Origin of the sequence: Kitasatospora sp. NPDC048296, from assembly GCF_043201815.1 — a bacterium.
Classification (GTDB): Bacteria; Actinomycetota; Actinomycetes; order Streptomycetales; family Streptomycetaceae; genus Kitasatospora.
In genome coordinates this window covers 105340-132078 of the sequence record NZ_JBICZB010000009.1, presented here as the reverse complement: position 1 = coordinate 132078, position 26739 = coordinate 105340, and the positions used below count along the sequence as shown (strand labels likewise).

The 26739-nt window shown below is 72.8% G+C and carries 22 protein-coding genes; 7 read left to right on the top strand and 15 right to left on the bottom strand.

What is annotated here, in order from left to right; all coding sequences use genetic code 11:
• Window positions 1-13 precede the first annotated feature (13 nt).
• Entirely contained in the window at window positions 14-889 is an 876-nt protein-coding gene (locus tag ACGF12_RS09025) for a sulfurtransferase (protein WP_393027421.1), read from the bottom strand.
• A 239-nt stretch (window positions 890-1128) separates the two neighbouring features.
• Between ACGF12_RS09025 and ACGF12_RS09020 the strand changes: the two genes are divergently transcribed.
• On the top strand, window positions 1129-1869 hold the full coding sequence (locus tag ACGF12_RS09020; RefSeq protein WP_393027456.1) for a VOC family protein: 741 nt from the start codon (window positions 1129-1131) through the stop codon (window positions 1867-1869).
• 23 nt (window positions 1870-1892) lie between these two features.
• Here ACGF12_RS09020 and ACGF12_RS09015 read toward each other — a convergent pair whose 3' ends face one another.
• From ACGF12_RS09015 to ACGF12_RS09000, 4 genes are all read right to left on the bottom strand, one after another.
• On the bottom strand, window positions 1893-2549 hold the full coding sequence (locus ACGF12_RS09015; RefSeq protein WP_380611994.1) for a thymidine kinase: 657 nt from the start codon (window positions 2547-2549) through the stop codon (window positions 1893-1895).
• Between the two features lie 61 nt (window positions 2550-2610).
• The gene (locus ACGF12_RS09010) at window positions 2611-3798 is read right to left on the bottom strand and encodes an alkaline phosphatase family protein (RefSeq protein WP_387620317.1); all 1188 of its coding nucleotides are present in this window, start codon (window positions 3796-3798) and stop codon (window positions 2611-2613) included.
• A gap of 93 nt (window positions 3799-3891) precedes the next feature.
• Window positions 3892-4491 carry a DUF5998 family protein gene (locus ACGF12_RS09005; RefSeq protein ID WP_380611992.1) on the bottom strand — a complete coding sequence of 200 codons (600 nt, stop codon included), beginning with the start codon at window positions 4489-4491 and terminating at the stop codon, window positions 3892-3894.
• 92 nt (window positions 4492-4583) lie between these two features.
• Window positions 4584-7484 carry a GNAT family N-acetyltransferase gene (locus ACGF12_RS09000; protein WP_393027418.1) on the bottom strand — a complete coding sequence of 967 codons (2901 nt, stop codon included), beginning with the start codon at window positions 7482-7484 and terminating at the stop codon, window positions 4584-4586.
• Between the two features lie 226 nt (window positions 7485-7710).
• Here ACGF12_RS09000 and ACGF12_RS08995 point away from each other — a divergent pair, with 226 nt between their 5' ends.
• Window positions 7711-7992, top strand: a complete 282-nt coding sequence (locus ACGF12_RS08995) for an HPr family phosphocarrier protein (RefSeq protein WP_393027416.1) — start codon at window positions 7711-7713, stop codon at window positions 7990-7992.
• 142 nt (window positions 7993-8134) lie between these two features.
• On the top strand, window positions 8135-8962 hold the full coding sequence (locus tag ACGF12_RS08990; protein WP_393027414.1) for an LAGLIDADG family homing endonuclease: 828 nt from the start codon (window positions 8135-8137) through the stop codon (window positions 8960-8962).
• A gap of 6 nt (window positions 8963-8968) precedes the next feature.
• On the opposite strand, the gene ACGF12_RS08985 is transcribed toward ACGF12_RS08990, so the two are convergent.
• The 3 genes from ACGF12_RS08985 to ACGF12_RS08975 form a co-directional block, all read right to left on the bottom strand.
• Complete coding sequence (locus ACGF12_RS08985; protein ID WP_393027412.1) at window positions 8969-10162, bottom strand: RtcB family protein; 1194 nt, start codon at window positions 10160-10162, stop codon at window positions 8969-8971.
• Window positions 10163-10485: 323 nt separating this feature from the next.
• Window positions 10486-11874, bottom strand: a complete 1389-nt coding sequence (locus ACGF12_RS08980) for a M16 family metallopeptidase (protein ID WP_393027410.1) — start codon at window positions 11872-11874, stop codon at window positions 10486-10488.
• Entirely contained in the window at window positions 11871-13205 is a 1335-nt protein-coding gene (locus ACGF12_RS08975; protein WP_393027408.1) for a M16 family metallopeptidase, read from the bottom strand. The genes ACGF12_RS08980 and ACGF12_RS08975 overlap by 4 nt, the downstream gene beginning before the upstream one ends.
• 315 nt (window positions 13206-13520) lie before the next feature.
• Between ACGF12_RS08975 and ACGF12_RS08970 the strand changes: the two genes are divergently transcribed.
• A complete protein-coding gene (locus tag ACGF12_RS08970; RefSeq protein WP_393027406.1) occupies window positions 13521-15971 on the top strand; it encodes a DNA topoisomerase (ATP-hydrolyzing) subunit A in 2451 nt (816 codons plus the stop codon).
• 93 nt (window positions 15972-16064) lie between these two features.
• Entirely contained in the window at window positions 16065-16967 is a 903-nt protein-coding gene (locus tag ACGF12_RS08965) for a sucrase ferredoxin (RefSeq protein ID WP_393027404.1), read from the top strand.
• Window positions 16968-17036: 69 nt separating this feature from the next.
• Here the strand turns inward: ACGF12_RS08965 and ACGF12_RS08960 are convergent, their stop codons facing one another.
• Genes ACGF12_RS08960 through ACGF12_RS08950 form a run of 3 tightly spaced genes read right to left on the bottom strand, consistent with a single transcriptional unit; the run spans window position 17037 to window position 19842 of the window.
• A complete protein-coding gene (locus ACGF12_RS08960; protein WP_393027402.1) occupies window positions 17037-18110 on the bottom strand; it encodes an ABC transporter substrate-binding protein in 1074 nt (357 codons plus the stop codon).
• A gap of 36 nt (window positions 18111-18146) precedes the next feature.
• Complete coding sequence (locus ACGF12_RS08955; RefSeq protein ID WP_393027454.1) at window positions 18147-19013, bottom strand: ABC transporter permease; 867 nt, start codon at window positions 19011-19013, stop codon at window positions 18147-18149.
• A 4-nt stretch (window positions 19014-19017) separates the two neighbouring features.
• Entirely contained in the window at window positions 19018-19842 is an 825-nt protein-coding gene (locus ACGF12_RS08950) for an ABC transporter ATP-binding protein (RefSeq protein ID WP_393027400.1), read from the bottom strand.
• 220 nt (window positions 19843-20062) lie between these two features.
• On the opposite strand from ACGF12_RS08950, the gene ACGF12_RS08945 reads away from it, so the two are divergent.
• Window positions 20063-21670 (top strand): ATP-binding protein, encoded by a 1608-nt coding sequence (locus ACGF12_RS08945; protein WP_393027398.1) that lies wholly within the window; start codon window positions 20063-20065, stop codon window positions 21668-21670.
• A complete protein-coding gene (locus tag ACGF12_RS08940; RefSeq protein WP_393027396.1) occupies window positions 21670-22356 on the top strand; it encodes a response regulator in 687 nt (228 codons plus the stop codon). The genes ACGF12_RS08945 and ACGF12_RS08940 overlap by 1 nt, the downstream gene beginning before the upstream one ends.
• Window positions 22357-22435: 79 nt before the next feature.
• On the opposite strand, the gene ACGF12_RS08935 is transcribed toward ACGF12_RS08940, so the two are convergent.
• The 4 genes from ACGF12_RS08935 to ACGF12_RS08920 form a co-directional block, all read right to left on the bottom strand.
• On the bottom strand, window positions 22436-24115 hold the full coding sequence (locus ACGF12_RS08935) for a cation acetate symporter (RefSeq protein ID WP_393027394.1): 1680 nt from the start codon (window positions 24113-24115) through the stop codon (window positions 22436-22438).
• Window positions 24112-24663, bottom strand: coding sequence for a DUF485 domain-containing protein (locus ACGF12_RS08930; RefSeq protein WP_393027392.1), 552 nt, complete (start codon window positions 24661-24663; stop codon window positions 24112-24114). Before ACGF12_RS08930 ends, ACGF12_RS08935 begins: the two co-directional genes overlap by 4 nt.
• A gap of 127 nt (window positions 24664-24790) precedes the next feature.
• Window positions 24791-25483: a response regulator gene (locus tag ACGF12_RS08925; RefSeq protein ID WP_393027390.1), complete on the bottom strand. Its 693-nt coding sequence runs from the start codon at window positions 25481-25483 to the stop codon at window positions 24791-24793.
• A 73-nt stretch (window positions 25484-25556) separates the two neighbouring features.
• Window positions 25557-26717 carry a sensor histidine kinase gene (locus ACGF12_RS08920; RefSeq protein WP_393027388.1) on the bottom strand — a complete coding sequence of 387 codons (1161 nt, stop codon included), beginning with the start codon at window positions 26715-26717 and terminating at the stop codon, window positions 25557-25559.
• Window positions 26718-26739 lie beyond the last annotated feature (22 nt).

Here is a 26739-nt window from a genome sequence, read left to right as displayed (position 1 = left end):
CCGGCTGGTCGGATCAGCCGGGCTGGTCCGTCACCGCGACCGGGCGGCTCTCGTCGCTCGACCACTCGCTCCACGAACCCGGGTACAGCGTGGCGTTCAGGCCCGCCACCACCAGCGCCAGGATCTGGTGCGCCGCCGTCACGCCCGAACCGCAGTACACCGCGGTCTCCCGCTCGCCCGCGCCCAGCTCCCGGAACCGGGCCGCCAGCTCCGCGGCCGGCCGGAACCGCCCGTCCGGGCCCACGTTCTCCGCCGTCGGCGCCGACACCGCGCCCGGGATGTGGCCGGCCCGCGGGTCCACCGGCTCGGTCTCGCCCCGGTAGCGCTCCCCCGACCGGGCGTCCAGCAGCAGACCGGAGCGTGCCCAGGCCGCGGCGCCGTCCCCGTCCACCGTCGGCAGCTGCCCCGGGGCCGGCTTGAAGTCGCCCGCCCCCGGCTCCGGCAACTCCGCCGTCACCGGCAGACCGGCCGCCTGCCAGGCCGCGAAGCCGCCGTCCAGCACCCGGACGTCCCGGTGCCCGGCCCAGCGCAGCAGCCACCAGGCCCGGGCCGCCGCCATCGAGGCCGCGCCGTCGTACACCACGACCGGACGCTCCGCACTCACCCCGAAGCGGCGCATCGCGGCGCCGAACTCCTCCGGGTCCGGCAGCGGGTGGCGCCCGCCCCGGCCGGGGGCGCCGGGCGCGGCCGCGAGGTCCCGGTCCAGCTCGACGAAGTGGGCACCGGGCAGGTGCCCCGCCCGGTACTCCTCGGCCGCGGTCGGGCCGCCCGGCACGGCGCCGACCAGCTGGTAGCGCACGTCCAGCAGCACCGGCGGGCGCGCGGAGGCGAGCGCCTCCCGCAGCTCGGCCGCGGAGATCAGCGGGGAACCCTCGTTGTTGGTGGTCATGCCGGCCATTGTCGCGCAACGCGCCCCGGGGCGGGTCCGGCGAATCCTTGCCGGACCCGCGACGCCGGGCCCGATCAGACAAAATCCACCGACACGCCCGAACCACCGCTCTTTGTGCGCTCTTTGCCGGATTTTCCGCGCGGCCCGAGGGTTGGGCGCGCGCCAGAGTGGAAGCATCACCCTCGCGCGCGAGGATTCCCGTGCGCCAACCACCCACGAGGAGGCCCGCATTGCCCGCGGTGGAACTCCGACTGGCCCAGGGCACGCCCTGCTGGGTCAGCCTGCTGACCGACGACCTGCCCGGCGCCCGCGCCTTCTACGGTGAGCTGCTCGGCTGGACGTACTCCCCCGGGCCGGGTCAACTCGGCGCCTACGTCCGGGCCGAGCTCGACGGGGAGCCCGTCGCCGGCCTCGGCGTCTCCACCGCCACCGGCTTCCCGGTGCAGTGGACCACCTACTTCGCCGTGGACGACGCCGACCGCACCACCCAGCTGGTGCGCGAGTGCGGCGGCACCGTCGCCGTCGGGCCGCTGCAGGCCGAACGCGCCGGGCGGCTGGCGATCGCCGCCGACGTCTCCGGCGCCGTCTTCGGCCTCTGGCAGGGCGAGGAACACCTCGGCCGCGAGGCCGGAGCGGAACCCGGCGGGCCCGCCTGGGCCGAACTGCTCACCCCAGACGCGGACGGCGCCGCCGTCTTCTACGCCGCCGTGCTCGACTGCCCGGTCCGGCCCACCGACGGCGAGTCCGCGCTGTTCGTGCACGGACGCCCGGTCGCGGGCATCCGCCACCACGCCGACCTGCGCGGCCACCCGCCGCGCTGGCGCACCCACTTCGCCGTCCGGGACACCGCGCTGACCGTCCATCACGCCGTCGAACTCGGCGGCCGTGTCCTGGTCGAACCGCACGACACCGTCCGCGGCCGGGCCGCCCGGCTCGCCGACCCGCAGGGCGGGCACTTCTCGGTGCTCGAAACGCTGTAGCCCGTCCGCTCGCCCCGGGGCGGTCAGGCCTGCTGCTCCTCGAAGGGCAGCACGTCCGGGGAGAGCACCGAGGCCCGGGCGGTCGCGGCGGTCAGCCGGCGGCGGTGGTGCCGGCGGCACAGCACCTCGTAGCCGACCTCGTCCTCCTTCACCGAGATGTCGCCGATCACCACCTGGGCGCCCTCGACGACCATCACCCCGCCGACCGTCCGGGCGTTGTGGGTCGCCCGGGCGCCGCACCAGCACAGGGCCTCGACCTGGAGCACCTCCACCCGGTCGGCCAGCTCGATCAGCCGCTGCGAACCGGGGAACAGCCGGGTGCGGAAGTCGGTCGTGATGCCGAAGGTGTAGACGTCGATGTCCAGCTCGTCCACCACCCGGGCCAGTTGGTCGACCTGCTCGGCGGCGAAGAACTGCGCCTCGTCGCAGATCAGGTAGTCCACCCGGCCGCCCGCCGACAGCCGCTGCACCACGTGCGCGTGGAAGTCGAAGTCGTCCGTCACCTCGACCGCGTCGGCGCGCAGGCCCAGGCGGCTGGAGATGGTCGCCGCGCCCGCGCGGTCGTTGCGGGTCAGGATGACGCCCTGCCGACCGCGCGCGGTGTGATTGTGGTCCATCTGCAGCGCCAGCGTCGACTTGCCGCAGTCCATCGTGCCCGAGAAGAACACCAGTTCAGCCATGGGTGGAGCAAGGGCCTTTCACATCAGGGGGGTTCGGGCGCGGGGAGGTCAAGGGACCGGCTCAGCCGCGGACTTCGAGCAGCGGCACGAACTGCTCGACCGGGGTCATCGAGCCGTGCAGGCCGATCATCGCGGACTCGCCGGGTTCGTTGCGGGAGGCGGTGATCGCGATGTCGTCGCGGGCCGCGGCGACCACGTCGCCGATCCGCCGGTACACCCGCTCGTCCACGGTCGGGCCGAACCAGCCCGCCGCGATCGCCTGGTCCCGGGTGGCCACCCACATCCGGTCGCCCAGCACCTCGCTCCAGACCGCGTGCACATCGGCCGCGGCGCCCGGTACGGCGTACACGTGCCGGGCCCGGCCCTCGCCGCCGAGCAGGGCGACGCCCGCGCCGAGCTCCCAGTCCTCGTCGAAGTCGATCCGGTCCTCCGGCGCGATGTCGATCATGCCGTGGTCCGCGGTCACGTACATCGCCGAGCGCGGCGGCAGCTGCTCGGCCAGCCGGCGGGCCAGCCGGTCCACCGCGTCCAGCGTCATCCGCCACTCGTCGGAGTCCACGCCGAAGCGGTGGCCCGCGCCGTCCAGCTCGCTGACGTAGGTGTACACCAGCGCCCGGTCGTGCTCGGCCAGCCAGGAGGCGGCCAGGTCCATCCGCTCCTCGCCGGTGGTGCGGCCGAGGAAGGTGCCGCCGGAGAGCGCCACCTTGGTCAGCGGGGTCTGGGCGAACAGCGGGGAGGACACCTGGGCGGTCGCCACCCCGGCCCGGTGGGTGCGCTCGAAGACCGTCGGGTACGGCTGCCAGGCCTGCGGGTCGGTGTGCGGCTGCCAGCGCAGCTGGTTCATCAGGTAGTCGGCGCCCGGCACCGCCACCGTGTACCCGGCCAGCCCGTGCAGGCCCGGCGGGGTGCCGGTGCCGACCGAGGCCAACGAGGTCGCGGTGGTGGACGGGAATCCCGCGGTCAGCGGACGGCCGGTGCCGCCCAGCGAGCTCCCGGCCAGCGAGGACAGGAAGGGCGCGTACTCCGGGTGGCGCAGCAGCAGCTCCCAGCCCAGGCCGTCCACCAGGAACACCACCGCCCGGTCGGCCGGGGCGATCGGCAGCGTCGCGGTGAACCCGGGGACGCCCAGGCCCGCCGCCACCGAGGGCAGCAGGTCGCAGAGCGAGCCGCTGCCGTACGGGGGCGCGGGGGCCGCGGCCGGGTCGAGGATCTCGAAGGCGTCGTAGCCGTCGGAGGGTGCGAAGGACATGGAACCGGATTCGTAGCGGTCGGAAGCTGCGGAGCTCAGCGCGGGCCTGGCGGGTCTCGTCGGCGGACCCGGCGGGGATCCGCGGGGCGCGCCCTAGGGCCGCGGGCCGTTGTTGATCGTCGCGTCGGACAGCGCCCGGGCGAACACCAGTGCCTGGGCCACCGTCTCCGGACCGTCACCGGCCTCGCTCACCCGCAGTGAGAGGTCGTCAGCCGTCGCCGAACCGGTGTAGCCGTGGTCGGCCTCACAGTTCGGGTCCGAGCAACCGGCCGGCTCCAGGTCCAGGCGCTGCACCGCACCCCAGCCGATCGTCAGCACCACCTCGCGGGGCAGCGTCCCCGGGGTGTACGTCTCCGGGTTGGCCACCATCCGGCTCACCACGACCGAGCCGATCCGGTCCAGCCGGACGCTCTCCGTCGAGGTCGTCGCGAACGGCACCGCGGGGCTGCCCTCGGCCCCCGACTGCTCGTCGGTGTGGCTCACCACGAACCGGGTCGCGGTCAGCACCAGCACCGTCACGTGCCGGCGCACCTCGTTGGAGTCGAAGGTCGTCTCCTGGTGCACCAGGTAGGAGCTGATCGGCTCCGGGCCCACCGCGGACTCCACCGCCTCGGACACCAGGGCCGGGTAGTAGCCGCTGCGCTCGATCGCCGAGCGCAGGTCCTGAGTGGTGGTGGTACCGGTCTTCGCCATAACTCCATCCTGGCATGGTCCGCCGACGAAGCGGGCGGCGCGGCGCCGAGCTTCGGACATCAGCGCCCACGGGCAGGCGCAACCAAGGAAGGTTACAGCGTGCTCATCGCGCGTGGGCCCAGATCGCTGCGGACGGGCAGTGGTGCGACCCGCACCCGCGCCCCCAGGATCGCCAGTCCGTGCGGGGCGACGACCACCGGTTCGAGGTCCACCGAGGCGATCTCCGGCACGTCGTCCACCAGCTGCGACACCCGCAGCAGCAGCTCCTCCAGGGCGGCGGTGTCCACCGCCTCGGCCCCGCGCCAGCCGAACAGCAGCGGCGCCGCCCGGACCTCCCGGATCAGGCCCGCGACGTCCTGGTCGGTGGCCGGGACCAGGCGGTGGGCCACGTCGCCCAGCAGTTCGGCCGGGGCGCCGGCCAGGCCGAAGGAGAGGATCGCGCCGACGGCCGGGTCCACCGTGGCGCCGATCACGGTGTCCACGCCGCGCGGGGCCATCCGCTGCACCACCAGCTCGGCCCCGGCCGCGCCGCCGAGCAGGGCGTCCAGCTCGCGGTGGGCGCGGCGCAGGCCCGGCTCGCCGGTCAGGTCGAGGCGGACGCTGCCCAGGTCGGGGCGGTGGCGAAGGTGCGGGGCGGTCGCCTTCAGGGCCACCGGGTAGCCGAGCTGCTCGGCGGCCTTGACGGCGCTCTCCTCGTCCGGGGCGGGCAGCGTGGGCGAGACGTCGATACCGTAGCGCTCCAGCAGCTCGTGGGTCTCGGCCTCGCTCAGCGTGATCCGGGCGCCGCCGGGCTGGGTGCGCAACGAGAAGGAGCGGCGCGTAGCGCCTCGCACAAGGGTGGTGGTGGGCGACGGGCGGGAAACCGCGGCGCGGGTGCTCAGAGCCGCCTCTACCAGGGCGCGGGCGCCGGGCTCGTCGATCCGGTCCAGCTCGGGGACGCGCGCCGTCTCCTCCGCCTCGGCGGTGCGGTGGCGCCACTGGGCGTAGTGCACGGCGTGCGCCAGGGCGCGCACGGCGCGCTCGGGCGCCGCGTACGCCGGGATGCCGCCGGGGCGCAGCCGGGGCGGCAGGTCGGTCAGGGCCAGGTGGGCCAGCACCAGGGGCTTGCCCAACTCCCGTGCGCGCATGCCCGCCTCGAGCAGGGCGGCGGCGATCTCCGGGTCGTCCGAGCCCATCTCGGGGTTGTCCGGGCCGGTCAGTCGGCCGCCTATGAAGGCGTGCGCGGAGGTGCCGATCGGCGGGATGGCGACGGCGATCACGGCGTCCACGGCGGGGTCGCTGAGCGCGACGTCCAGCGCGATCCGGAAGTTCTCGCCGGTCGCGGCCGTGGTGAGGTCGACCGGCGTGCGCGGGCGCAGGCCGGCGCTCAGGCAGGCGTCGTAGGTGAGCAGGCCGAGCGAGTCGGAGTTGCCGACCACGGCGACCCGGTCGCCGGGCGGCAGCGGCTGCTGGGCGAGCAGTTCGCCGGTGTCGAAGAGCTCGGTGATGGTCGCCACCCTGGTCACCCCGGCCTGTTCGAACAACGCGTCCACGGTGGCGTCGCGCAGGCCGGTGGCGGTGGCGGGGACGGTGTGGCCGGGCGGCAGGCTGCCGGTGTGCCGGGCGCCCTTGACCACGACGACCGGCTTGACGGCGGCCAGGCGGCGGGCGATCCGGGTGAACTTGCGGGGGTTGCCGAAGGACTCCAGGTAGAGCAGCACCACCTCGGTGGCCTCGTCCTCGGCCCAGTACTGGAGGAAGTCGTTGCCGGAGACGTCCGCGCGGTTGCCGACCGAGGCGAAGGACGAGACGCCGAGGCCGCGCTTGTGGGCGGCCTCCAGCAGGGCCACGCCGATCGCACCGGACTGGCAGAAGATCCCGAAGCCGCCGCGGTCGGGCAGGTGCGGGGCGAGCGAGGCGTTCAGCGGGTGCTCGGGGTCGGTGTTGATCAGGCCGAAGGCGTTCGGGCCGACCACCCGCATGCCCGCCGCACGGGCCTGGCGGACCAGGGCGCGCTGGCGGTCCCGGCCCTCCGGGCCGGTCTCCGCGTAGCCGGCGGTGACCACCACCAGGCCCTGCACCCCGCGCACTCCGCACTCGGCGACGGCCGCCGGGACGGCGCTCTCGGGGACGGCGATCACCGCGAGGTCGATCGGCCCGGGAATGTCCAGAATCGAACGGTGCACCGGGATGCCGTCCAGCTCGGTGCCGGGCGGGGCGTTGCGGTTCACCGCGTGGACGGCGCGCGGCTCGCACTTGGGCTCGTACCGGCTCTCGAACTCCGTGTCGAAGCCGCCCAGCAGGTCGCGCAGGATGGCCCGACCGACGGTCTGCGGGTTCCGGGAGACCCCGACCACTGCCACCGAGCGCGGGGTCAGCAGCCGCTGCACCGAGCGGGCCTCGGCGCGGTGCTCGCGGGCGCGCATCACGGCGAGCGAGCGGTCGGTCTGTTCGAGGTCGAACTCCAGGTGCACCACGCCGTCGGCGAAGCTGCGGTGCTGGGTGTAGCCGGCGTCGGTGAAGACCTTCACCATCTTGCGGTTCTCCGGCAGCACCTCGGCCTGGAAGCGGCGGATGCCGCGCTCCTGGGCGACGGCCGCGATGTGCTCCAGCAGGGCGGAGGCCACACCGCGGCCCTGGTGGGCGTCCTGGACCAGGAAGGCGACCTCGGCGTCCGTCCCGTGGTCGGAGGGGCGGCCGTCGGCGTCGATCCGGTCGTAGCGGACGGTGGCGATGAAGTGGTCCCGGACCACCACGGCGAGGCCGACCCGGTTCACGAAGTCGTGGTGGGTGAAGCGGCGGACGTCCTTGTCGGACAGGCGCGGGTAGGGGGCGAAGAAGCGGAAGTACTTGGACTGGTCCGAGACCTGCTCGTAGAACTCCACCAGCCGCCCGGCGTCGGCGGGGGTGATCGGCCGGATCCGGGCCGTGCCGCCGTCGCGCAGCAGGACGTCGGCTTCCCAGTGCTGCGGATAGTCGGGTTGCGCGGGGTTCGCCACCGCGGGGTCTTCCACATTCGTCAGGTTATCCGGCGGCGGGCCGAATGGCGCCGGTCGTGTGCTCGCGGCAGGGTGGACGGGGCCACCGGCCGGGCCTTATGCCCCGAAAAGAAACAATCACAACTCCCGAACGCGGCGGCTCGAAGGGCTTGCCTGCATGCAACACTGGTCTAGACAACGCGGTCGTTTCCCCCGTTCCCCGAGCACGGCCGTGACCAGCTTCACCGGAAAGGCACGTCTCATGGCCGAGCGCCGCGTCACCATCGGTTGGGCCGAGGGCCTGCACGCCCGTCCCGCCTCCGTCTTCGTCCGGGCCGTCACGGCCACCGGCGTGCCGATCACCATCGCCAAGCCGGGCGGCAACCCGGTCAACGCCGCCTCCATGCTCGGCCTCCTCGCCCTGGGCGCCCAGGGCGGCGACGAGGTCATCCTCGCCTCCGACGCCCCCAACGCCGACGAGGCCCTCGACCGCCTCGCCAAGCTCGTTCAGGAAGGCCTCGACGAGCTCCCGGCCGCGGCCTGAGCCCCGCAGCGCACACGAAGCGCCCGGCAGTGCCTAGCACTGCCGGGCGCTTCCGTTCGCAGATTCGATCGCATCCACACCATCGAGCGAACTGCCGAGCGGTCGCCCCTCGCGGATGGCCGATCGCACACATGATCGCGGCATGACGTTCTTCGACCTCGAACGCCCCGAACATGCCTACATGTTCGCCTTTCTCCAGGCGGACGGACACCTCACGCAGGAGTCACGCAATCGCGGCCGGCTCACCGTAGAACTCTCCGCCCGGGATGCCCCGATCCTGGAGAGGTTCCAGCAGCTCTGCCCGCACAACAGCACCATCAGCTACCGGACACGCACGACGAACTTCAAGGCGGAACACACCTCGGCGACGTGGACCGTCTACGCCCGGGAGTTCCGCGAGGAACTGCAGGCGCTCGGCCTGCCGGCGGGCCGGAAGTCCGAGGTTGTCGCGCCACCGAGCGCCCCATTCTCCGAGCGCGACTACCTGAGAGGACTGATTGACGCCGACGGATCGGTGGGACGTACCGCCCAGGACCTGCCGTTCGTCAGCCTCACGACCCAGAGTGACGCCATCGCGTCGTTCTTCATCAGCTATGCCGAAGAACTCTCGGGAGCCGAGCGCCGCATCTTCCATCGAAACAGCCGGGACGGAATCTACAACGTTATGTACGCCCGGGAAGAGGCAGTCGTCATCGCCAATAACCTCTACTACACGCGGTGTCTATCACTGCCGCGAAAGCAGTCTGGAGCCACACGAGCCGGAACGTGGTGTCGGCCAGCGGACATGAAACGGGTAATCAGGCGGAGTTGGACTCCTGAGGAGGACACGATCCTGCTCAGAAGCCCGACTCTGGCCGACGCTGCCAAGAACCTCAAGCGATCCACGAGTAGCTGCCAAGTGCGCCGCTGGCGACTTCTGAACCTGACCGAGGATGAGAGGAAGGCCAGGGGGCAGTTCCCCGCCCCCTGACACAATTCAGCCCTTGACGCAGATCACCTGCTTGAGGTGCGCGACCACCTCGACCAGGTCCTTCTGCTGTTCGATGACCTTCTCGATGTTCTTGTAGGCGCCCGGGATCTCGTCCACTACGCCGCTGTCCTTGCGGCACTCCACGCCCGCGGTCTGCTCGGCCAGGTCACGCGTGGTGAACCGCTTCTTCGCGGCGTTGCGGCTCATCTTGCGGCCGGCGCCGTGCGAGGCGGAGTTGAACGACGCCGCGTTGCCCAGGCCGCGAACGATGTAGGAACCCGTTCCCATCGAGCCGGGAATGATCCCGAGGTCGCCGGAGCCGGCCCGGATCGCGCCCTTGCGGGTCACCAGCAGGTCGACGCCGTCATAGCGCTCCTCCGCCACGTAGTTGTGGTGGCAGCTGATCACCTCGTCGAAGGTGACCTGCGCCTTGGCGAACTCGCGCCGGACGACGTCCTGGAAGAGCGCCATCATGACCGCGCGGTTGTTCTTGGCGTACTCCTGTGCCCAGAACAGATCCTCACGATAGGCAGCCATCTCCGGGGTCTTCGCAAGGAAGACCGCAAGGTCGTGGTCGACCAGGCCCTGGTTGTGCGGCAGCGCCCTGGCGATGCCCATGTGGTGCTCAGCCAGTTCCTTACCGATGTTGCGCGATCCGGAGTGCAGCATCAGCCACACAGAACCGGATGTATCGATACACAGCTCGCAAAAGTGGTTGCCCGACCCGAGCGTTCCCATCTGCTGCATCGCCCGCTCACGGCGCCACTTGACGTCCTCCGCCACGCCGTCGAAGCGCTGCCAGAAGTCGTCCCAGCCCGCCGCGCGGAAGCCGTGCAGCTTGGTCGGGTCGACCGGGTCGGCGTGGAGGCCCCGACCGACCGGGATGGCCTGCTCGATCTTGGAACGCAGGCGGGACAGGTCGTCCGGGAGGTCCTTGGCGGTGAGCGAGGTCTTCACCGCGCTCATCCCGCAGCCGATGTCGACGCCGACCGCGGCCGGGCAGACCGCGCCCTTCATGGCGATGACGGAGCCGACGGTCGCGCCCTTGCCCAGGTGGACGTCGGGCATCACGGCGAGGCCGTGCAGCCAGGGCAGGGAGCTGATGTTGCGCAGCTGCTGCATGGCCGCCCCCTCGACCGTCGCCGGGTCGGTCCACATCCGGATCGGCACCCGGATTCCGGGCACCTCGGTGTACGTCATGGTTGAACGACCTCCAGAGGTCGGGTGGTTCAGAAATGGAATCGCCGCGCATATGCAAATCCCGGTGCGGCTCGGGGAAGTTCAGAAACGGGCGCGCTCAGGCAGCCGGAGCGGAACAGGGGAGATACGGCCTTGGGGAGCGTCGTCGTATGGCTCGCTCGACCCGCATGGTGACCGCCTCCCTTCGTTCGTCGCAGTTCGCACGTTCTGTGCGTCGGGGAACATCTATCCACGGAACGGGCCGGGCCCGCAACGGATTTAAAAACGCGTCCGGCCCGGCGGAGCGGGAAGCTCCACCGGGCCGGACCGAACGACAGCGGGCGTCAGCTGACGACGGTGACCTCGCCGATCCCGAGCGCCCGCACGTCCGCCTCGATCGCGGCGGCGTCGCCGACCAGGACGGTGACCAGGCGGTCCGGCGGGAAGGCCGCGACCACGGCCTCGGTGGCCGCGGCGGTGGGCAGTTCGGCGAGCTGCCGGTAGACCTCGGCCTGGTAGTCGTCGGCGAGCTGCTGCTCGACCTGGTCGGCCAGGGTGCCGGCGACCGAGCCCGCCGTCTCGTACTTCAGCGGCGCGACGCCGACCAGGAACTGCACGGCCTCGTCGCGCTCGGCGTCGGTGAGGCCCTCGGCGGCGAGGGTGCGCAGGATGGTCCAGGTGTCGGCGAGCGCGGGCGCGGTGGAGGCGGTGTCCACCGAGCCGCTGATGGCCAGCAGCGCGCGGCCGCTGCCGTCGGCGGCGGAGCGCAGCGGCTGGGCGAAGGCCCGCACGCCGTAGGTGTAGCCCTTCTCCTCGCGCAGGACCCGGTCGAGGCGGGAGGTGAGGGTGCCGCCGAGGCAGTAGGTGCCGAGGATCTGGGCCGCCCAGACCGGGTCGTGGCGGTCGGGCCCGATCCGGCCGATGAGCAGCTGGGTCTGGACGGAGCCGGGGCGGTCGACGATGACGACGCGGCCGCGGTCGTCGCCGGTGACGGGGGAGTGCGCGGAGGGCTCGGCGGAGGAGCCGGTCCAGGTGCCGAGGGTGCTCTCCAGCAGGGCGGGCAGCTCGACGCCGGTGAGGTCGCCGACCACGACGACGGTGCTGGTGGCCGGGCGCACGTGGGCCTCGTAGAAGGCCTTGACGACGGCGCGGTCGATCGGCTTGACGGTCTCGGCGGTGCCGCTGCGGGGCCGGGAGAGGCGGTCGGCGGCGTCGAAGAGCTCGGCGTAGAGGGCCTTGGCGGCGCGCCGGGCGGGGTTGGCCTGCTCGTGGACGATCTCGTCCAGGCGGTTGGCGACCAGCCGCTCGATCTCCTCCGCGGGGAGGGCGGGGGCGCGCAGGGCGTCGGCGAGCAGGGTGAGGCCGCGCTGGAGCCGGGAGGCGGGGACCTCCAGGGAGACCCGGATGCACGGGTGGTCGGCGTGGGCGTCGAGGGTGGCACCGGCGCGCTCGAGTTCGGCGGCGAACTCCTCGGCGGTGAGGGTGTCGGTGCCCTCGTTGAGAGCGCGGGCGAGGATGGCGGCGATGCCGTCGAGGCCCTCGGGTTCGGCGGCGAGCGGGGCGTCGAGGAGGACCTCGACGGCGACCAGCTGCTGGCCGGGCCGGTGGCAGTGCAGGACGGTGATGCCGTTGCCGAGGGCGGAGCGCTCGGGGGCGGGGAACGCCCACGGGCTGGGGGTGCCCGGCCGGGGCTGGGGGTGGAAGGTCATCGCGGGGACGTAGTCGGTGCTCATACGGCGGCACCCTCCTCTTCGGAAGCGGCGTCGGAAGCGGCGGCGGTCGGCTCGTAGACGAGGACGGCCCGGTTGTCGGGGTGGAGCCGGGCCTTGGCGACGGCCTGGACCTCTTCGGCGGTGACGTCGAGGACCTTGGGGAGGGCGTCGTTCAGCAGCTTGGGGTCGCCGAACAGGACGGCGTAGCGGCAGAGTTCGTCGGCGCGGCCGGCGACGGTGGTGAGCCGGTCGAGCCACTCGCGCTCGATCTGGGCCTGGGCGCGCTCGAGCTCCTCCGGGGTGGGCCCCTCGGCGGCGAAGCGGGCGAGCTCCTCGTCCACGGCGGCGTCGATCTGCTGGATGGTGGCGTCGCCGGAGGTCTTGACGTCGAGCCAGCCGAGGCTGGGGGCGCCGGCGAGGCGCAGCAGGCCGAAGCCGGCGGCGACGGCGGTGCGGTCACGGCGGACGAGCCGGTTGTAGAGGCGGCTGGACTCGCCGCTGCCGAGGATGGTGAGCGCGAGGTCGGCGGCGTCGGCCTCCCGGGTGCCGTCGTGCGGCAGGCGGTAGGCGGCCATCAGGGCGCGGGAGGGGACGTCCTCGTGGATCTCCTCGCGCAGTTCGCGGCCGATGGTGTCGGGGAGTTCGCCGGAGCGCGGGGGCTGCTTGCCGTCGTGGCCGGGGATGGAGCCGAAGTACTTCTCGACCCAGGCGACGGTCTGCTCGGGGTCGATGTCGCCGACGACGGACAGCACGGCGTTGTTGGGCGCGTAGTAGGTGCGGAAGAACGCGCGGGCGTCCTCCAGGGTGGCCGCGTCCAGGTCGGCCATGGAGCCGATCGGGGTGTGGTGGTACGGGTGGCCGTCGGGGAAGGACAGCGCGGTGAGCTTCTCGAAGGCGGTGCCGTACGGGACGTTGTCGTAGCGCTGGCGGCGCTCGTTCTTGACGACGTCGCGCTGGTTCTCCATGGACGTCTCGTCGAGGGCGGCGAGCAGCGAGCCCATCCGGTCGGCCTCCAGCCAGAGGGCGAGCTCCAGCTGGTGGGCGGGCATGGTCTCGAAGTAGTTGGTGCGCTCGAAGCTCGTGGTGCCGTTGAGCGAGCCGCCGGCGCCCTGGACGAGTTCGAAGTGGCCGTTGTTGGAGACGTTGGCCGAGCCCTGGAACATCAGGTGCTCGAAGAGGTGGGCGAGGCCGGTACGGCCCTTGACCTCGTGCCGGGAGCCGACGTCGTACCAGAGGCAGACCGCGGCGACCGGGGTGAGGTGGTCCTCGGAGAGGACGACCCGCAGGCCGTTGGCCAGGCGGTGCTCGGTGATGGCGATGCCTCGGCTGGAGGCGGGGGCCGGGTTGGCCATGCGCTCGGGTCCTTCCCGTCGTCGATGTCGGGGTTCGTGTGGCGTCCCCCATTGTGGTGCAACGCGCGGAAGGTGTGTTTGTGTCCGCGCGGACGGGGCGTTCGCCAGGGGCGGAAGAGGGCCGCTGACCGGGAGTGTCGGCGGGAGGGTCCACAATGGGGGCGCCGTGCCCTGTTGACGGCGCCCGGTTGACGGGTCCGACGGCAGGGCGGGGAGCAGGACGGCGACGCCCGTCCGACCGACCGACGACGGCCGACGACCGACCGACGACGGACCGACGACACAGCCAGCGACACGTAAGGGAGCCCCGCCGCGATGGCCCGCCGCAGTTCGCAGACCCCACCGCCCGGAGACTTCGAGGAGCGGATCCTCGATGTCGACGTCGTGGACGAGATGCAGGGCTCCTTCCTGGAGTACGCCTACTCGGTGATCTACTCGCGTGCGCTGCCCGACGCGCGGGACGGTCTGAAGCCGGTGCACCGCCGGATCCTGTACCAGGCCAACGAGATGGGCCTGCGCCCGGACCGCGCGCACGTGAAGTGCGCGCGCGTGGTGGGCGAGGTGATGGGTCGGCTGCACCCGCACGGTGACGCGTCGATCTACGACTCGGTGGTGCGCATGGCGCAGCCGTTCTCGATGCGGCTGCCGCTGATCGACGGGCACGGCAACTTCGGTTCGCTGGGCAACGACGACCCGCCGGCCGCGATGCGCTACACCGAGTCGCGGCTGACGGCGGCGTCGATGGCGATGGTGGAGTCGATCCACGAGGACACCGTCGACTTCGGGCCGAACTACGACGGCAGTGAGCAGGAGCCGCTGGCGCTGCCGGCCGCGTTCCCGAACCTGCTGGTGAACGGCGCGACGGGCATCGCGGTGGGCATGGCGACGAACATGCCGCCGCACAACCTGTCCGAGGTGGTGGCTGCGGCCCGGCACCTGATCAAGCACCCGAACGCGGACCTGGACACGCTGATGCGGTTCGTGCCCGGTCCGGACCTGCCGACGGGCGGGCGGATCGTGGGCCTGTCGGGGATCCGGGACGCGTACGAGTCGGGCCGCGGCACCTTCAAGATCCGGGCGACGGCGACGGTGGAGTCGGTGACGGCCCGCCGCAAGGGCATCGTGGTGACCGAGCTGCCGTACAACGTCGGCCCGGAGAAGGTCATCTCGAAGATCAAGGACCTGGTCAACGCGAAGAAGCTGCAGGGCATCGCGGACGTCAAGGACCTGACCGACCGCGAGCACGGGCTGCGGCTGGTGATCGAGGTGAAGAACGGCTTCGTGCCGGAGGCGCTGCTGGAGCAGCTGTACAAGCTGACGCCGATGGAGGAGACCTTCGGCATCAACAACGTGGCGCTGGTGGACGGCCAGCCGCTGACGCTCGGGCTGAAGGAGCTGCTGGAGGTCTACGTCGACCACCGCTTCACCGTGGTGCGTCGGCGCAGCGACTTCCGCCGGCGCAAGCGCGAGGAGCGGCTGCACCTGGTCGAGGGTCTGCTGGTGGCGCTCGTCGACATCGACGAGGTCATCGCGATCATCCGGTCGAGTGACAACGCGCAGCAGGCGAAGGAGCGCCTGATGGAGCGCTTCTCGCTGTCGCAGACGCAGACGGCGTACATCCTGGACACCCCGCTGCGGCGGCTGACCCGGTTCGACCGGGTGGAGCTGGAGCAGGAGAAGGCGAAGCTGACCGCGGAGATCGCGGAGCTGACCGAGATCCTGGAGTCGGACACCCGGCTGCGCAGCGTGGTGTCGTCCGAACTGGGCGCGGTGTCCAAGCAGTTCGGGACGGAGCGGCGCACGGTCCTGCTGGAGGCGGGGGCGGCCCCGGCGGCGGCGCTGGCCGTGCCGCTGGAGGTCGCGGACGACCCGTGCCGGGTGCTGCTGTCCTCGACGGGGCTGCTGGCGCGCACGGCGGACGGCGAGCCGTTCGAGGTGTCGGAGAAGCGCTCCAAGCACGATGTGATCGTGTCGGCGGTGCACGCGACGGCGCGCGCGGACGTGGGTGTGGTGACGTCGGCGGGCCGGGTGCTGCGGCTGCCGGTGATCGACCTGCCGGCGCTGCCGCCGACGCCGTCGCCGACGCTGGCCGGCGGTGCGGCGGTGGACGAGTTCCTGCGGCTGGAGGCCGGGGAGCGGGTGCTCGGGCTGACCACGCTGGACGAGTCCTCGCCGGGCCTGGCGCTGGGCACGGTGCAGGGCGTGGTGAAGCGGGTGGTGCCGGAGTGGCCGGCGAACAAGGACGAGTTCGAGGTGATCGCCCTCAAGGAGGGTGACGAGCTGGTGGGCGCGGTCGAACTGCGCACCGGCGAGGAGGACCTGGTCTTCATCACGTCGGACGCCCAGCTGCTGCGCTACCCGGCGGGCCAGGTCCGTCCGCAGGGCCGCCCGGCGGGTGGCATGGCGGGCATCAAGCTGTCGGACGGCGCCCGGGTGCTGTCGTTCACGGCGGTGGACCCGGCCGCGGACGCGGTGGTGGTCTCGGTGGCGGGGGCTTCGGGCACCCTCGCCGGTGACGAGCAGACCAGCTGGAAGGTCACCCCGTTCGAGCAGTACCCGCGCAAGGGCCGTGCCACCGGCGGCGTCCGCTGCCAGCGCTTCCTGCGCGGCGAGGACGGCCTGACCTTCGCCTGGGCCGGCGCCGCTCCGGCCCGCGCCGCCACGGCCAAGGGCGCCCCGGTCGACCTGCCGGAGCGCGACCCGCGCCGCGACGGTTCGGGCACCCCGGTGACCACTCCGATCGCCGTGGTCGCCGGCCCGGCGTAGCGGGAGGAGCCCGGGGAGGGCGGGGTGCCTGCGGGCTCCCCGCCCTCCGGCGCCCCCGGACCGGGCCGAACCGCTGAGGGTAGCCTTACGCGGGTGAGCACCTGTGCGACCGTGTCGCGTGAACTTTCGGAACCGCTGACCGCCACGGCCGCGGTGGCGGCCACCTGGCTGCTGCTGGAGCAGAACGGCCCGTGGGGCGCGAAGGCGCTGCGGGAGAGCCACCTCGACCCCGCGACCGGACGCGCGCTGGAGGAGGCCACGGCGGGGACCGGGGTGCGGATCGCGCTGATCCGGCGGCCGGGCCGGCACGCCGACTGCCTGCCGACGACGCGGCACGAGGTGGTCGTGGCGCACACGGTGCCGGGCCGCGGCTGGGTGCGCCGGGCGCAGGTGGCCGATCCGGCCGAGCTGCTGGAGCTGGACTTCACGGCGCTGGGGGTCGGCGACCACACGGGTTTCGGGGCGGAGCACGTCGGCGGCCCGGTGGCGCTGGTGTGCACCAACGGCCGCCGGGACCGCTGTTGCGCGTTGCTGGGCCGTCCGCTGGCGGCGGAGCTGGCCGCGGCCGGGCACAGCGAGGTGTGGGAGGTGACCCATCTGGGCGGGCACCGGTTCGCCCCGACGATGCTGGTGCTGCCGTACGGCTACGCGTACGGGCGGCTGACGGCGGAGACCGCCAAGGAGGTGCTGGCCGCGACGGCGGCCGGGCACATGGTGCCGGAGTGGGCCCGGGGCTGCTCGGGCTGGGAGCGTCCGGGCCAGGCGGCGGAGCACGCGGTGCGGCTGGCGACCGGCGAGACCGGGGTGGACGCGCTGACCCTGACCCAGCGGCCGGACGGCGAGGGCCGCTGGCTGGTCCGGGTGATCCACCGGGACGGCCGGGCCTGGGAGGTGGACGTGATCGAGACGGTGAGCGAGCCGGCGCGTCCGGAGAGCTGCGGCAAGGCGGCGGGGACGCCGTCGCGGATGGACGTGCTGTCCGTACGGGGCGTGTAGCGGCCCCGCGCCCGTGGGGGTGAGCGCGGGACCGCGGCGGCGGCAGGGCCGCAGGCCGGCGGCAGGGCCTCAGCCGGTGGCCTTGCCGACGAACTCCGTGGTGTAGGTCCTGGACAGGTCGATCGTCCCCTCCTTGCCCTTGACGTCCGGGTGGAAGGCGGCGAGCACCGCGAGCACCGTCTTGGGGCCGTCGGCCGGCATCACCCCGTCGGTGGTGAACATCGGCAGGGTCGACTTGATCGCCGCCGCGTACTGCTCGGCGCCGCCCTGCGCGTAGTCGGCGGGCATCTTCGCGGCGATCTCCTCCGGGGTGCGGGCGGACATCCACTTGAGGGTCTTCACGAAGGCGTTGGTGAGCTTCTGGGTGGTGTCCCGGTTCTTCTCCACCCACTCGGTGTTCATGTACAGCGAGGACGAGGGGTAGAGCCCGCCGAGTGCCTGGCGCGAGCCCTCGGGGGTGCGCATGTCGTAGAGGATCTTGCCGAGGCCCTTGTCGAGGACGTTGGCGACGGTCGGGTCGGTGGTCATCCCGGCGTCGATGCTGCCCTGCTGGAGCGCGGCGATGAAGGTCTGGCCGGCGCCGACCGCGATCGGGCTGAAGTCGCTGACGGCGGCGCCGTTCTTGACCGCGAGGTACTTGGTGAGGAAGTCGGTGGAGGAGCCGATGCTGGTGACACCGAGCTTCCGGCCCTTGAAGTCGGCACCGGACTTGATCGCGTCGGCCTGCTCGGTGGAGACCAGCTCGACCTCGCCGGGCGCCTGGGCGAACTGCACCACGGACTCGACGTGCTTGCCCTTGGCCTGCAGATCGATGGTGTGGTCGTAGAAGCCGACGGCTCCCTGGACGTCGCCGGCCAGCAGGGCGGTGGTGGCGTTGACGCCGGCCGGCTCGCTCATCAGCTCGACGTTGACGCCGGCGTCGGCGAAGTAGCCGAGCCGCTGGGTGAGCATCGCGGGCAGGTAGATGACCTTGTCCAGGCCGCCGACCATGATCTTGACCTTGGGTCCGTCGACCTGCCGGCCGGCCGGGGCGGCGGCGCCGTGGGTGGAGGTGGCGGCGTCGTTGGCGCAGGCGGAGAGCGGGAGGAGCAGCACGGCGGCGAGGGCGGCGACCGCCGCTCTGCCTGTCGGGTTCGGGCGCATGGGTGGGGGTGCCTCTCTTACGGACGGGAAAGGGGGTCAGCGGCCGTCGCCCGCGTCCGCGGGCTTCCAGCGGAACAGCTTCTTCTCGGCGTAGGTCAACAGCCCCTCGGTCACCAGGGCGACGACCGCGAGGATGGTCATGGCCGCGTACACCCCGGCCGCGTTGAAGGTGCCCTGGGCGGCGGCGACCATCAGGCCCAGGCCCTTGGTGGCGCCGATGTACTCGCCGACGATGGCGCCGATCAGCGCGAAGCCGAAGCTGACGTGCAGGCTGGTGAAGATCCAGGTGGTGGCGGCGGGGATGACCACCTGCAGGGTGACCTTGCGGTTGTCGGCGCCGAGGATGCGGGCGTTGGCGACAAGGTTGCGGTCCACCTCGCGGGCGCCCTGGAAGGCGTTGAAGAACACCGGGAAGAACACCAGCACCACCGCGGAGGCGACCTTGGAGGCCGGGCCGAGGCCGAACCAGATCAGGAAGATCGGGGCGAGCACGATCCGCGGGATGGCGTTGAGCACCTTGATGTACGGCCCGAACACATCGGCCAGGAAGCGGATCCGGCCGAGCGCGATGCCCAGCAGCACACCGCCGATGACGCCCAGCACCCAGCCGGTGAGGGCCTCGTACAGGGTGTATCCGATCTGTTCGCCGAGCGAGCCCTGCGCGGTGCCGTGGGTGACCCACTGCCGGATCTGGTCCCAGATCCTCGACGGCTGCGAGAAGTTGAACGGGTCGATGACGTTCGTCCGGGCGCACACCTCCCACAGTCCGAGGAAGGCGATCAGCACCCCGACCCGGGCTCCGTAGACGCCCAACTTCCGGTTGCGTGCGGCCCGTTCACGGGCCTCGGTTCTCGTCGTGACGGCTGCGGGCTTCCCCGCCACGGCCGACGCGGTCTCGGACACGCTCTCAAGCGGCACGACCCGCTCCTCTCTCCCGGGTGATGCGCACCTCTTCGCCGAGCGAGGCCCAGATCTCGCGGTACAGCTCGACGAACCTCGGTTCCAGCCGGACGGCCTCCACGGTGCGCGGTCGTGGCAGGTCGACGGTGAAGATCTCCTTGACGGTGGCCGGCCCGGCGGTCATCACCACGACGCGGTCGGCGAGCGCGATGGCCTCGTCCAGGTCGTGGGTGACGAAGATGACCGAGGCCGCGCTCTTGGAGGAAGCCGTCCCCGCCCACAGCTCCAGCAGCTGGTCGGACATCAGGGCGCGGGTCTGCACGTCCAGCGCCGAGAACGGCTCGTCCATCAGCAGGATCGCCGGGTCGTTGACGAAGGTCTGGGCGAGCGCGACCCGCTTGCGCATGCCGCCGGAGAGCTGGTGCGGGTAGCGGTCCTCGAAGGCCGCCAGGCCGACCCGGCCCAGCCAGTCCCGGGCCCGCTCCCTGGCCTCGGCGGTCGGCACGCCGCGGAAGCGCGGACCGGCCATGACGTTGGACAGCACGGTGCGCCAGGGGAAGACGGCGTCCTGCTGGAAGACGAACCCGACCTGGGAGTCGATCCCGCGCACGGGCTCGCCGTGCACCCGGACCTCGCCCTCGGTGGGCTCCTCCAGGCCGCTGACCAGGGTCAGCGTGGTGGACTTGCCGCAGCCGGTGGGGCCGACGACGGCGACGAACTCGCCCTGGGCGACGGTCAGATCGAGATCGCGGACGGCGGTGTGCAGGGCCCCGGAGGGGGTGCGGAAGCGTTTCGTCGCGCCGGCCAGCTCGATCGCCGGGGTGTTGGTCATGCTTTGCCTCCCGGGTCAGTGCTTGCCCCGGAAAGGTAGGAGCGGGCCCGGCCCCGGCGGGAGCCTTCTTCGCGTAGTGCGACTTCTCCGCATTGAGGGGTGTTCTGCTCGTTTTGCTTCCGCTACAACTGCGGGGACGCGGCTGACAGAAACACGGCGGAAACATAGGGTGTCCCAACCCCCGCCCGCACCACCCCGCAGCCGCCGAGAGGAGGCCCGGATGAAGCTCCCCCGCTGGCCCCGCCGGGTCTTCGCGCAACTGCTGCTGAGCCAGACCGTCGTCACCGTCGGCGTCACCACGGTGACGGCCGGACTGTTCCTGGCCCCGGTCAGCAGCGAGCTGGACCACGACGCGATGCAGCGCGCGCTGTCCATCGCCCAGGCCACCGCCACCGACGAGACCATCGCCCGGGCCGCCGCCGCCCGCGACGTGGTCACCGCCCAGCGCAACGCCGAGCAGATCCGGCTGGCCACCGGCGCCAGCTTCGTGGTGGTCACCGACCTGGACGGGATCCGCCTCTCGCACACCGACCCGGGCCGGATCGGCCACCGGGTCAGCACCGACCCGGAGCCCGCCCTCAGCGGCCGCAGCGTCACCGCGATCCAGCAGGGCACCCTGGGCCGCACCGCCCGCGGCAAGGTGCCGCTGCGGATGGCGGACGGCCGGATCGTCGGCGAGGTGTCGGTCGGCATCAGCGACGACTCGATCCGCCGCCGTCTGCTGAAGATGCTCACCGGCATCCTGCTGTGCGCCGGCGCCGGCCTGGCCGCCGGCACCGTCGCCACCCTCGCGCTGGCCCGCCGGCTCAAGCGCCGTACCCACAACATCGCGCTCGCCGACATCTCGGCGCTGCTGGTCGAACGCGAGGCGATGCTGCACGGCATCCGCGAGGGCATGGTGGCGCTGGACGAGCGCGGCCGGATCCGGCTGGCCAACGACGAGGCCGTCCGGCTGCTCGGCCTGCCCGAGGACTGCACCGGCCGCCCGATCGCCGAGGTGCTGCCGCCGGGCCGGCTGACCGACGTGCTGACCGGCCGGATCACCGGCGCCGACCTGCCGGCCGTCCGGGACGACCGGGTGCTGGTGGTGAACCGGATGGCCACGGCCTCGGCCGGGCCCGAGGGCGGCGCGGTGGTGACGCTGCGCGACCGCACCGAGCTGGAGTCACTGGTCCGCGAGCTGGACACCACCCGCAGCCTGACCGAGGCCCTGCGCGCCCAGGACCACGAGCACGCCAACCGGATGCACACCCTGCTCGGCCTGCTGGAGCTCGGCCGCCACGAGCAGGCGGTCGCCTTCATCTCCGAGCAGTCCGGCTCGCACGCCGTGGTCGCCGCCAAGATCGCCGAACAGGTGCAGGACCCCCACGTGGCGGCCCTGCTGGCGGGCAAGACGGCGGTGGCCGGCGAGCGCGGGGTGCGGCTGGTGCTGGCCCCGGCGGCCCACCTGCCGGACGCGGTGGTGGACGCCCGGGCGCTGGTGACGGTGCTCGGCAACCTGGTCGACAACGCGGTCGACGCCCTGGCGCCCGCCGGGGGCGGGCAGGTGGCGGTGACGCTGGCGGCGGCCGGCTCCACGCTGCTGCTGCAGGTCGCGGACAGCGGCCCGGGGGTGCCGGAGGAGCTGCGCGAGCAGGTCTTCGAGGAGGGGTGGACCAGCAAGGAGGCACCCGCGCACCGTCCGCGCGGGCTGGGCCTGGCGATGGTGCGGCGGCTGGTCGAACGCACCGGCGGCCGGATCGTGCTCGACTCCGGCCCGCTCGGCGGCGCCCGGTTCACTGTCGAGCTGCCCGAGGCCCTGCTCACCACTCAGCTCGTGGAGGCGTGATGATCGACGTACTCGTGGTGGACGACGACTTCCGGGTCGCGGACGTGCACGCCGCTTACGTGGCCAAGGTCCCGGGCTTCCGGGTCACGGGCACCGCGCACTCGGCCGGGGAGGCGCTGGCCGCGCTGGAGCGCCGCCCGGTGGACCTGCTGCTGCTCGACCACCACCTGCCGGACGAGACCGGCCTGGCCCTGGTCCGGCGGCTGCGGGAACGCCAGGTGGCCTGCGACGTGATGATGGTGACCGCGGCCCGGGACGTCTCCACCGTCCACGCCGCGATGCAGCACGGCGCACTGCAGTACCTGGTCAAGCCGTTCACCTTCGCCGGGCTGCGGGACAAGCTGGTCTCGTACGCCCAACTGCGGCACGCGCTGACCGCACCGGCCCGGGAGGCCGGCCAGGACGAGGTGGACCGGCTGTTCGCGACCCTGCGCAGCGTCTCCGCCCCGGCCGGCGCGCTGCCGAAGGGGCACTCGGCGCCGACCACCGACCTGGTGCTGGGCGTGCTGCGCCGGGCGGGCCGGCCGCTGTCCGCCCAGGAGGTCGCCGACGCCACCGGGCTCAGCCGCTCGACGGCGCAGCGCTACCTCAAGCAGCTGGAACGGGACAGCCGGCTGCGGCTGACCCTGCGCTACGGCGACACCGGCCGCCCGGAACACCGCTACGGACTGGCCGCCAGGGCGTAGCCCGGCATGCGGACACGGGGGAACCCCGGCGGCCCCAGGCCCGCCGGGGTTCCCCGGGGCGCGACGCTCAGGGCAAGCCCTAGGCCGCGCCCGCACCGGTGAGGGCACGCACCTCCAGCTCGGCGAAGCGGTCCGCGTCGGCGGGCTCGGGCGAGGTGAGCGTCCCGAGCCAGCCGGCCAGGAAGCCGAGCGGGATGGAGACGATGCCGGGGTTCTCCAGCGGGAACCAGTGGAAGTCGACGCCGGGGAACAGCGCCGCCTTGGAACCGGAGACCACCGGCGAGAAGAACACCAGCACGATCGCCGGGACCAGCCCGCCGTACACCGACCAGACCGCGCCCCGGGCGGTGAACCGCGACCAGAACAGGCTGTACAGCAGCACCGGCAGGTTGGAGGATGCGGCCACCGCGAAGGCCAGGCCGACCAGGAAAGCGACGTTCAGCTGCTGGGCGTACAGGCTGATCACGATCGCGACGGCGCCGATCCCGGCGGCGGCGAACCGGGCGACCACCACCTCCTGCTGCTCGCTGGGCTTCTCCCTGACCTCGGCCGCACGACCGCGACGCGGGTGGCCCCGCCAGGCGCCCGCCCAGATGTCGTGGGCGAAGGCCGCCGAGGAGGCCAGGGTCAGCCCGGCGACCACGGCGAGGATGGTGGCGAAGGCGATCGCCGAGATCAGTGCGAACAGCACCACCCCGCCGGTGCTGCCGTTGCCACCGCCGAGCACCAGGGCGAGCAGCGGGACGGCGGTGTTCCCGGCCGGGTTGGCGTGCCGCACCTCGGCCGATCCGACCAGTGCGGAGGCACCGAGGCCGAGCGCGATGGCCATCAGGTAGAAGCCGCCGACCAGCCCGATCGCCCACATCGTGGAGCGGCGGGCGGCCCGCGCGGTGGGCACGGTGTAGAAGCGGGACAGGATGTGCGGCAGGCCGGCGGTGCCCAGCACCAGCGCCAGGCCCAGACTGAAGAAGTCCAGCCGGCTGGTGAAGGTGGCGCCGTACTTCAGGCCCGGTTCGAGGTAGCGGTGCCCGGCGCCGCTGTGCTCGGCGGCCTGGCGCATCAGCTCGAACAGGTCGCCGTGGAAGCGGACCACCAGCAGCACGGTGAGCAGCACCGAGCCGGCGATCAGCAGGAAGGCCTTGACGATCTGGATCCAGGTGGTGGCCCGCATCCCGCCGACCGTGACATAGACGATCATCAGAGCGCCGACGGCGATGATGGTCCAGGTCCGGGCCTGGGAGCTGTTGGTACCGAGCAGCAGGGCGACCAGCGAGCCGGCGCCGACCATCTGGGCGACCAGGTAGAGCAGGGTGACCACGACGCTGGCGCCGCCGGCGGCCGCGCGCACCCTGCGGCGGCGCAGCCGCAACGCGAGCACGTCGGCGAGGGTGTACCGGCCGGCGTTGCGGACGAGTTCGGCGACCAGCATCAGCACGACCAGCCAGGCGACCAGGAACCCGATGCTGTAGAGCACGCCGTCGTAGCCGTACAGGGCGATCAGTCCGGCGACGCCGAGGAAGGAGGCGGCGGAGAGGTAGTCGCCGGAGAGGGCGAAGCCGTTCTGCAGCGGGGTGAAGTCGCGGCCGCCGACGTAGAAGTCCTCGGCGGCGTTGCCCTGGCGGCCGACCCAGAGGGTGATGCCCAGGGTGACCAGGACGATGACGGCGAACAGCACGATCGCCAGGTCGTGGTGGTCGCCGGTGGGGGCGACGGGCGGCGGGGTGGCGGCGGTCGTCACCGCGTTCATCAGGGTCGTCATCGCAGCTGGTCCTGGGTGTCCCAGCGCAGGCCCAGGGCGGCGCGGTCGCGCTTGGTCCGGGCGTTGCGGGCGTAGAGCCAGGTGAGCAGGAAGGTGGTGGCGAACTGCAGCAGGCCGAGCAGCCAGGCCACGTTGATCGGGCCGGCCACCCGGCTGCGCATCACGCCGGGGGCGACGGCCTCGGCGGCGACGTACACCAGGTACCAGCCGAGGAATGCGCCGCTGACCGGGAAGACGAACACCCGGTAGCTGCGGCGGATGTCCTGGAAGGCCGCGCTGGCCTGGACCGACCGGTAGACCTCGGTGCTGTCGGTGGTGCTCGTCGGCGCCGACGGCTCCTGCGGCACGACGGCCGGGGCGAGCGGCGCGGCCGCGAGCTCGGGGGCTGCGGCCGACTGGGTGGCGGCCGTACGGGTGGACACCGGCTGGGCCGGTACGGCCGTTCGGCGGGGTGCGACAGCTGGCTCGGACGCGGTGGCGGCGGCCGGAGCGGCCCACCAGTCGAATCGCTGCCCCTGGCCGGGACTGCTGGTCTGCTGCTGTGGCACTGCTGCTCCTGGGCCGGGCCGGGCGTTCTGACCCGAACCATCATGGGGGCCACCGGCCACCGCCCCTGACCATCGCAGATACGTTCACCCGATGAGGTGGTCGATCATCTGACGGACACTCATCCGACTACTGCTGCGTACCGGTGATTCCGTGACGGAAGGCGTACGCGACGGCCTGTGCCCGGTCCCGCACCGCGGTCTTGGCGAACAGGTTGTTGATGTGCGTCTTCACGGTGGCCTGGCTGACGAACAGCCGCTGGGCGATCTCGGTGTTGGAGAGCCCCTCGGCGATCAGCGCGAGCACTTCGGCCTCCCGCACGGTCAGCCCGTCCGGCAGCTCCCCGGGCCGGGCGGCGGGCCGCCCGGCGGTCGGCGCGGGCTGGGCCGGCTTCTCCGAGAGCCGTTCCAGCAAGCGGAGTTGGACCTGCGGGGAGAGACCGGCCGCACCCGCGCGGACGTCCGCGATGGCCTTGGCGATCTCCTCACCGCCGGCGTCCTTGGTGAGGTAGCCTCGCGCACCGGCCTGCAGCGCCGGGAACAGCGAGTCGTCGTCGGCGTAGGTGGTGAGCACCACGACCTCGGTCTCCGGGTGGGCGGCCCGGATCCGCCTGGTCGCCTCGACACCGTCCACCCGCGGCATCCGCAGGTCCATCAGCACCACGTGCGGGTGATGACGCTCCACCAGGGCCACGGCCTCCTCCCCGTCCGCCGCCGCGCCGACCACCTCGATGCCGGGCAGCAGCCCCAGCAGCATCACGATGCCCTCACGCACCACGGTCTGGTCGTCCGCCACCAGCACCCTGGTGACCGTCCCGCTCATGCGTCCACCTCGCGGCGCCCGGCGATCGCTTCGCGGAATCCGCACCTCCCGATGAGGGGTTCGTCGCGCTCACTCATTCCGGCACCCGCAGCAGCACGCGCCATCCTCCGTCCTCCGGGCCCGCCAGCAGGGTGCCGCCGAGCAGTTCCGCGCGTTCGCGCATCCCCAGCAGACCGTACCCGCTGCCGCTGTCGGCCAGCTCTCCGGAGGACTCGCCGCGCGGCGCCCGGGTGTTGCGTACCTCCAGCTCCACCGCCCCGTCCAGGTAGCGCAGTTCGACGGTGCACCGGGCACCCGGCGCGTGCTTGCGGACGTTGGTCACCGCCTCCTGCGCGGTGCGCCGCACCGCCAGTCCGGCCTCGGCGGCCAGCGGCCGGGGCGTACCGGTGACGGTGAGCACGGCCCGCTCGCGCTCGGTCAGCTCCACCAGGAACTCGCCGACCGCAGTGAACTCCCCGCGCAGCGCGGACAGCGCCTGCCGGGTCTCGGCCAGACCGTCCTGCGCCATCCGCCGGGCGGCGACGACCCGTTCGCGGATCTGCTCGCGGTCGGTCCCGGCGTCCAGCATCAGCCGGGCCGCCTCCAGGTGGACCAGTTGCGCGGAGAGGCTGTGGGCGAGCACGTCGTGGATCTCCCGGGCGATCCTGGCCCGTTCGGCGAGCGCCGCGCTCTCCGCCTCGGCGGCCCGGGCGGCGCGCTCCTGGGCGAGCAGCCTGCGGGCGGTGCCGCGCGCCTCGATGTCCAACCGCAGCAGGAAGCCGACCAGGACGCAACCGCCGACGGTGGCGGAGATGCTGAGCCAGCTCGCCGGGGAAGCCATCGTGTACGAGCCCAGCGCGGCCGCCGTGGCGAGCAGCGCGGGCCCGGGCGGCAGCCGGATCAGTACCGTCGCGGCCAGCCCGATCCAGAGGAAGTCGGCCAGCGTGTAGGCCAGCCCCCAGTTGGCGAGCCAGGCGCCGCCGACCAGGACGGCGGCCAGCAGGTACGAGGCCGCCGGACGCTGCTCCCGGGTGGCGCGCAGGTACAGCGCGCACAGCGCGATGGCCGCGGCCAGCCCGGCCGCTGCGGCCGCCACCGCCCAGCCGGCGTACTTGCCGTCGGAGAAGGTCCCCCACCCGACGATGACCAGCAGGACGCTCCGGCCGAACACGGTGAGGACCCGCCGCGGCCGGCTCTCGGCCTCGCGCTCCAGTCCCTCCCGGGACGGCCAGCGGGTCCAGTACCTCCCGGCCACGGGTGCCTCCTCGGTGCTCACG

Excerpts from the sequence above, each read along its gene's own strand:
- ACGF12_RS08995 (WP_393027416.1), top strand. The coding sequence starts at position 7,711 with ATGGCCGAGCGCCGCGTCACCATCGGTTGGGCCGAGGGCCTGCACGCC.
- ACGF12_RS08960 (WP_393027402.1), bottom strand. The coding sequence starts at position 18,110 with ATGCGCCCGAACCCGACAGGCAGAGCGGCGGTCGCCGCCCTCGCCGCC.
- ACGF12_RS08945 (WP_393027398.1), top strand. The coding sequence starts at position 20,063 with ATGAAGCTCCCCCGCTGGCCCCGCCGGGTCTTCGCGCAACTGCTGCTG.
- ACGF12_RS08985 (WP_393027412.1), bottom strand. The coding sequence starts at position 10,162 with ATGACGTACACCGAGGTGCCCGGAATCCGGGTGCCGATCCGGATGTGG.
- ACGF12_RS09005 (WP_380611992.1), bottom strand. The coding sequence starts at position 4,491 with ATGGCGAAGACCGGTACCACCACCACTCAGGACCTGCGCTCGGCGATC.
- ACGF12_RS08975 (WP_393027408.1), bottom strand. The coding sequence starts at position 13,205 with ATGGCCAACCCGGCCCCCGCCTCCAGCCGAGGCATCGCCATCACCGAG.
- ACGF12_RS08940 (WP_393027396.1), top strand. The coding sequence starts at position 21,670 with ATGATCGACGTACTCGTGGTGGACGACGACTTCCGGGTCGCGGACGTG.
- ACGF12_RS08970 (WP_393027406.1), top strand. The coding sequence starts at position 13,521 with ATGGCCCGCCGCAGTTCGCAGACCCCACCGCCCGGAGACTTCGAGGAG.
- ACGF12_RS09015 (WP_380611994.1), bottom strand. The coding sequence starts at position 2,549 with ATGGCTGAACTGGTGTTCTTCTCGGGCACGATGGACTGCGGCAAGTCG.
- ACGF12_RS08935 (WP_393027394.1), bottom strand. The coding sequence starts at position 24,115 with ATGACGACCCTGATGAACGCGGTGACGACCGCCGCCACCCCGCCGCCC.
- ACGF12_RS09025 (WP_393027421.1), bottom strand. The coding sequence starts at position 889 with ATGACCACCAACAACGAGGGTTCCCCGCTGATCTCCGCGGCCGAGCTG.
- ACGF12_RS08990 (WP_393027414.1), top strand. The coding sequence starts at position 8,135 with ATGACGTTCTTCGACCTCGAACGCCCCGAACATGCCTACATGTTCGCC.
- ACGF12_RS08925 (WP_393027390.1), bottom strand. The coding sequence starts at position 25,483 with ATGAGCGGGACGGTCACCAGGGTGCTGGTGGCGGACGACCAGACCGTG.
- ACGF12_RS08950 (WP_393027400.1), bottom strand. The coding sequence starts at position 19,842 with ATGACCAACACCCCGGCGATCGAGCTGGCCGGCGCGACGAAACGCTTC.
- ACGF12_RS08980 (WP_393027410.1), bottom strand. The coding sequence starts at position 11,874 with ATGAGCACCGACTACGTCCCCGCGATGACCTTCCACCCCCAGCCCCGG.
- ACGF12_RS09010 (WP_387620317.1), bottom strand. The coding sequence starts at position 3,798 with ATGTCCTTCGCACCCTCCGACGGCTACGACGCCTTCGAGATCCTCGAC.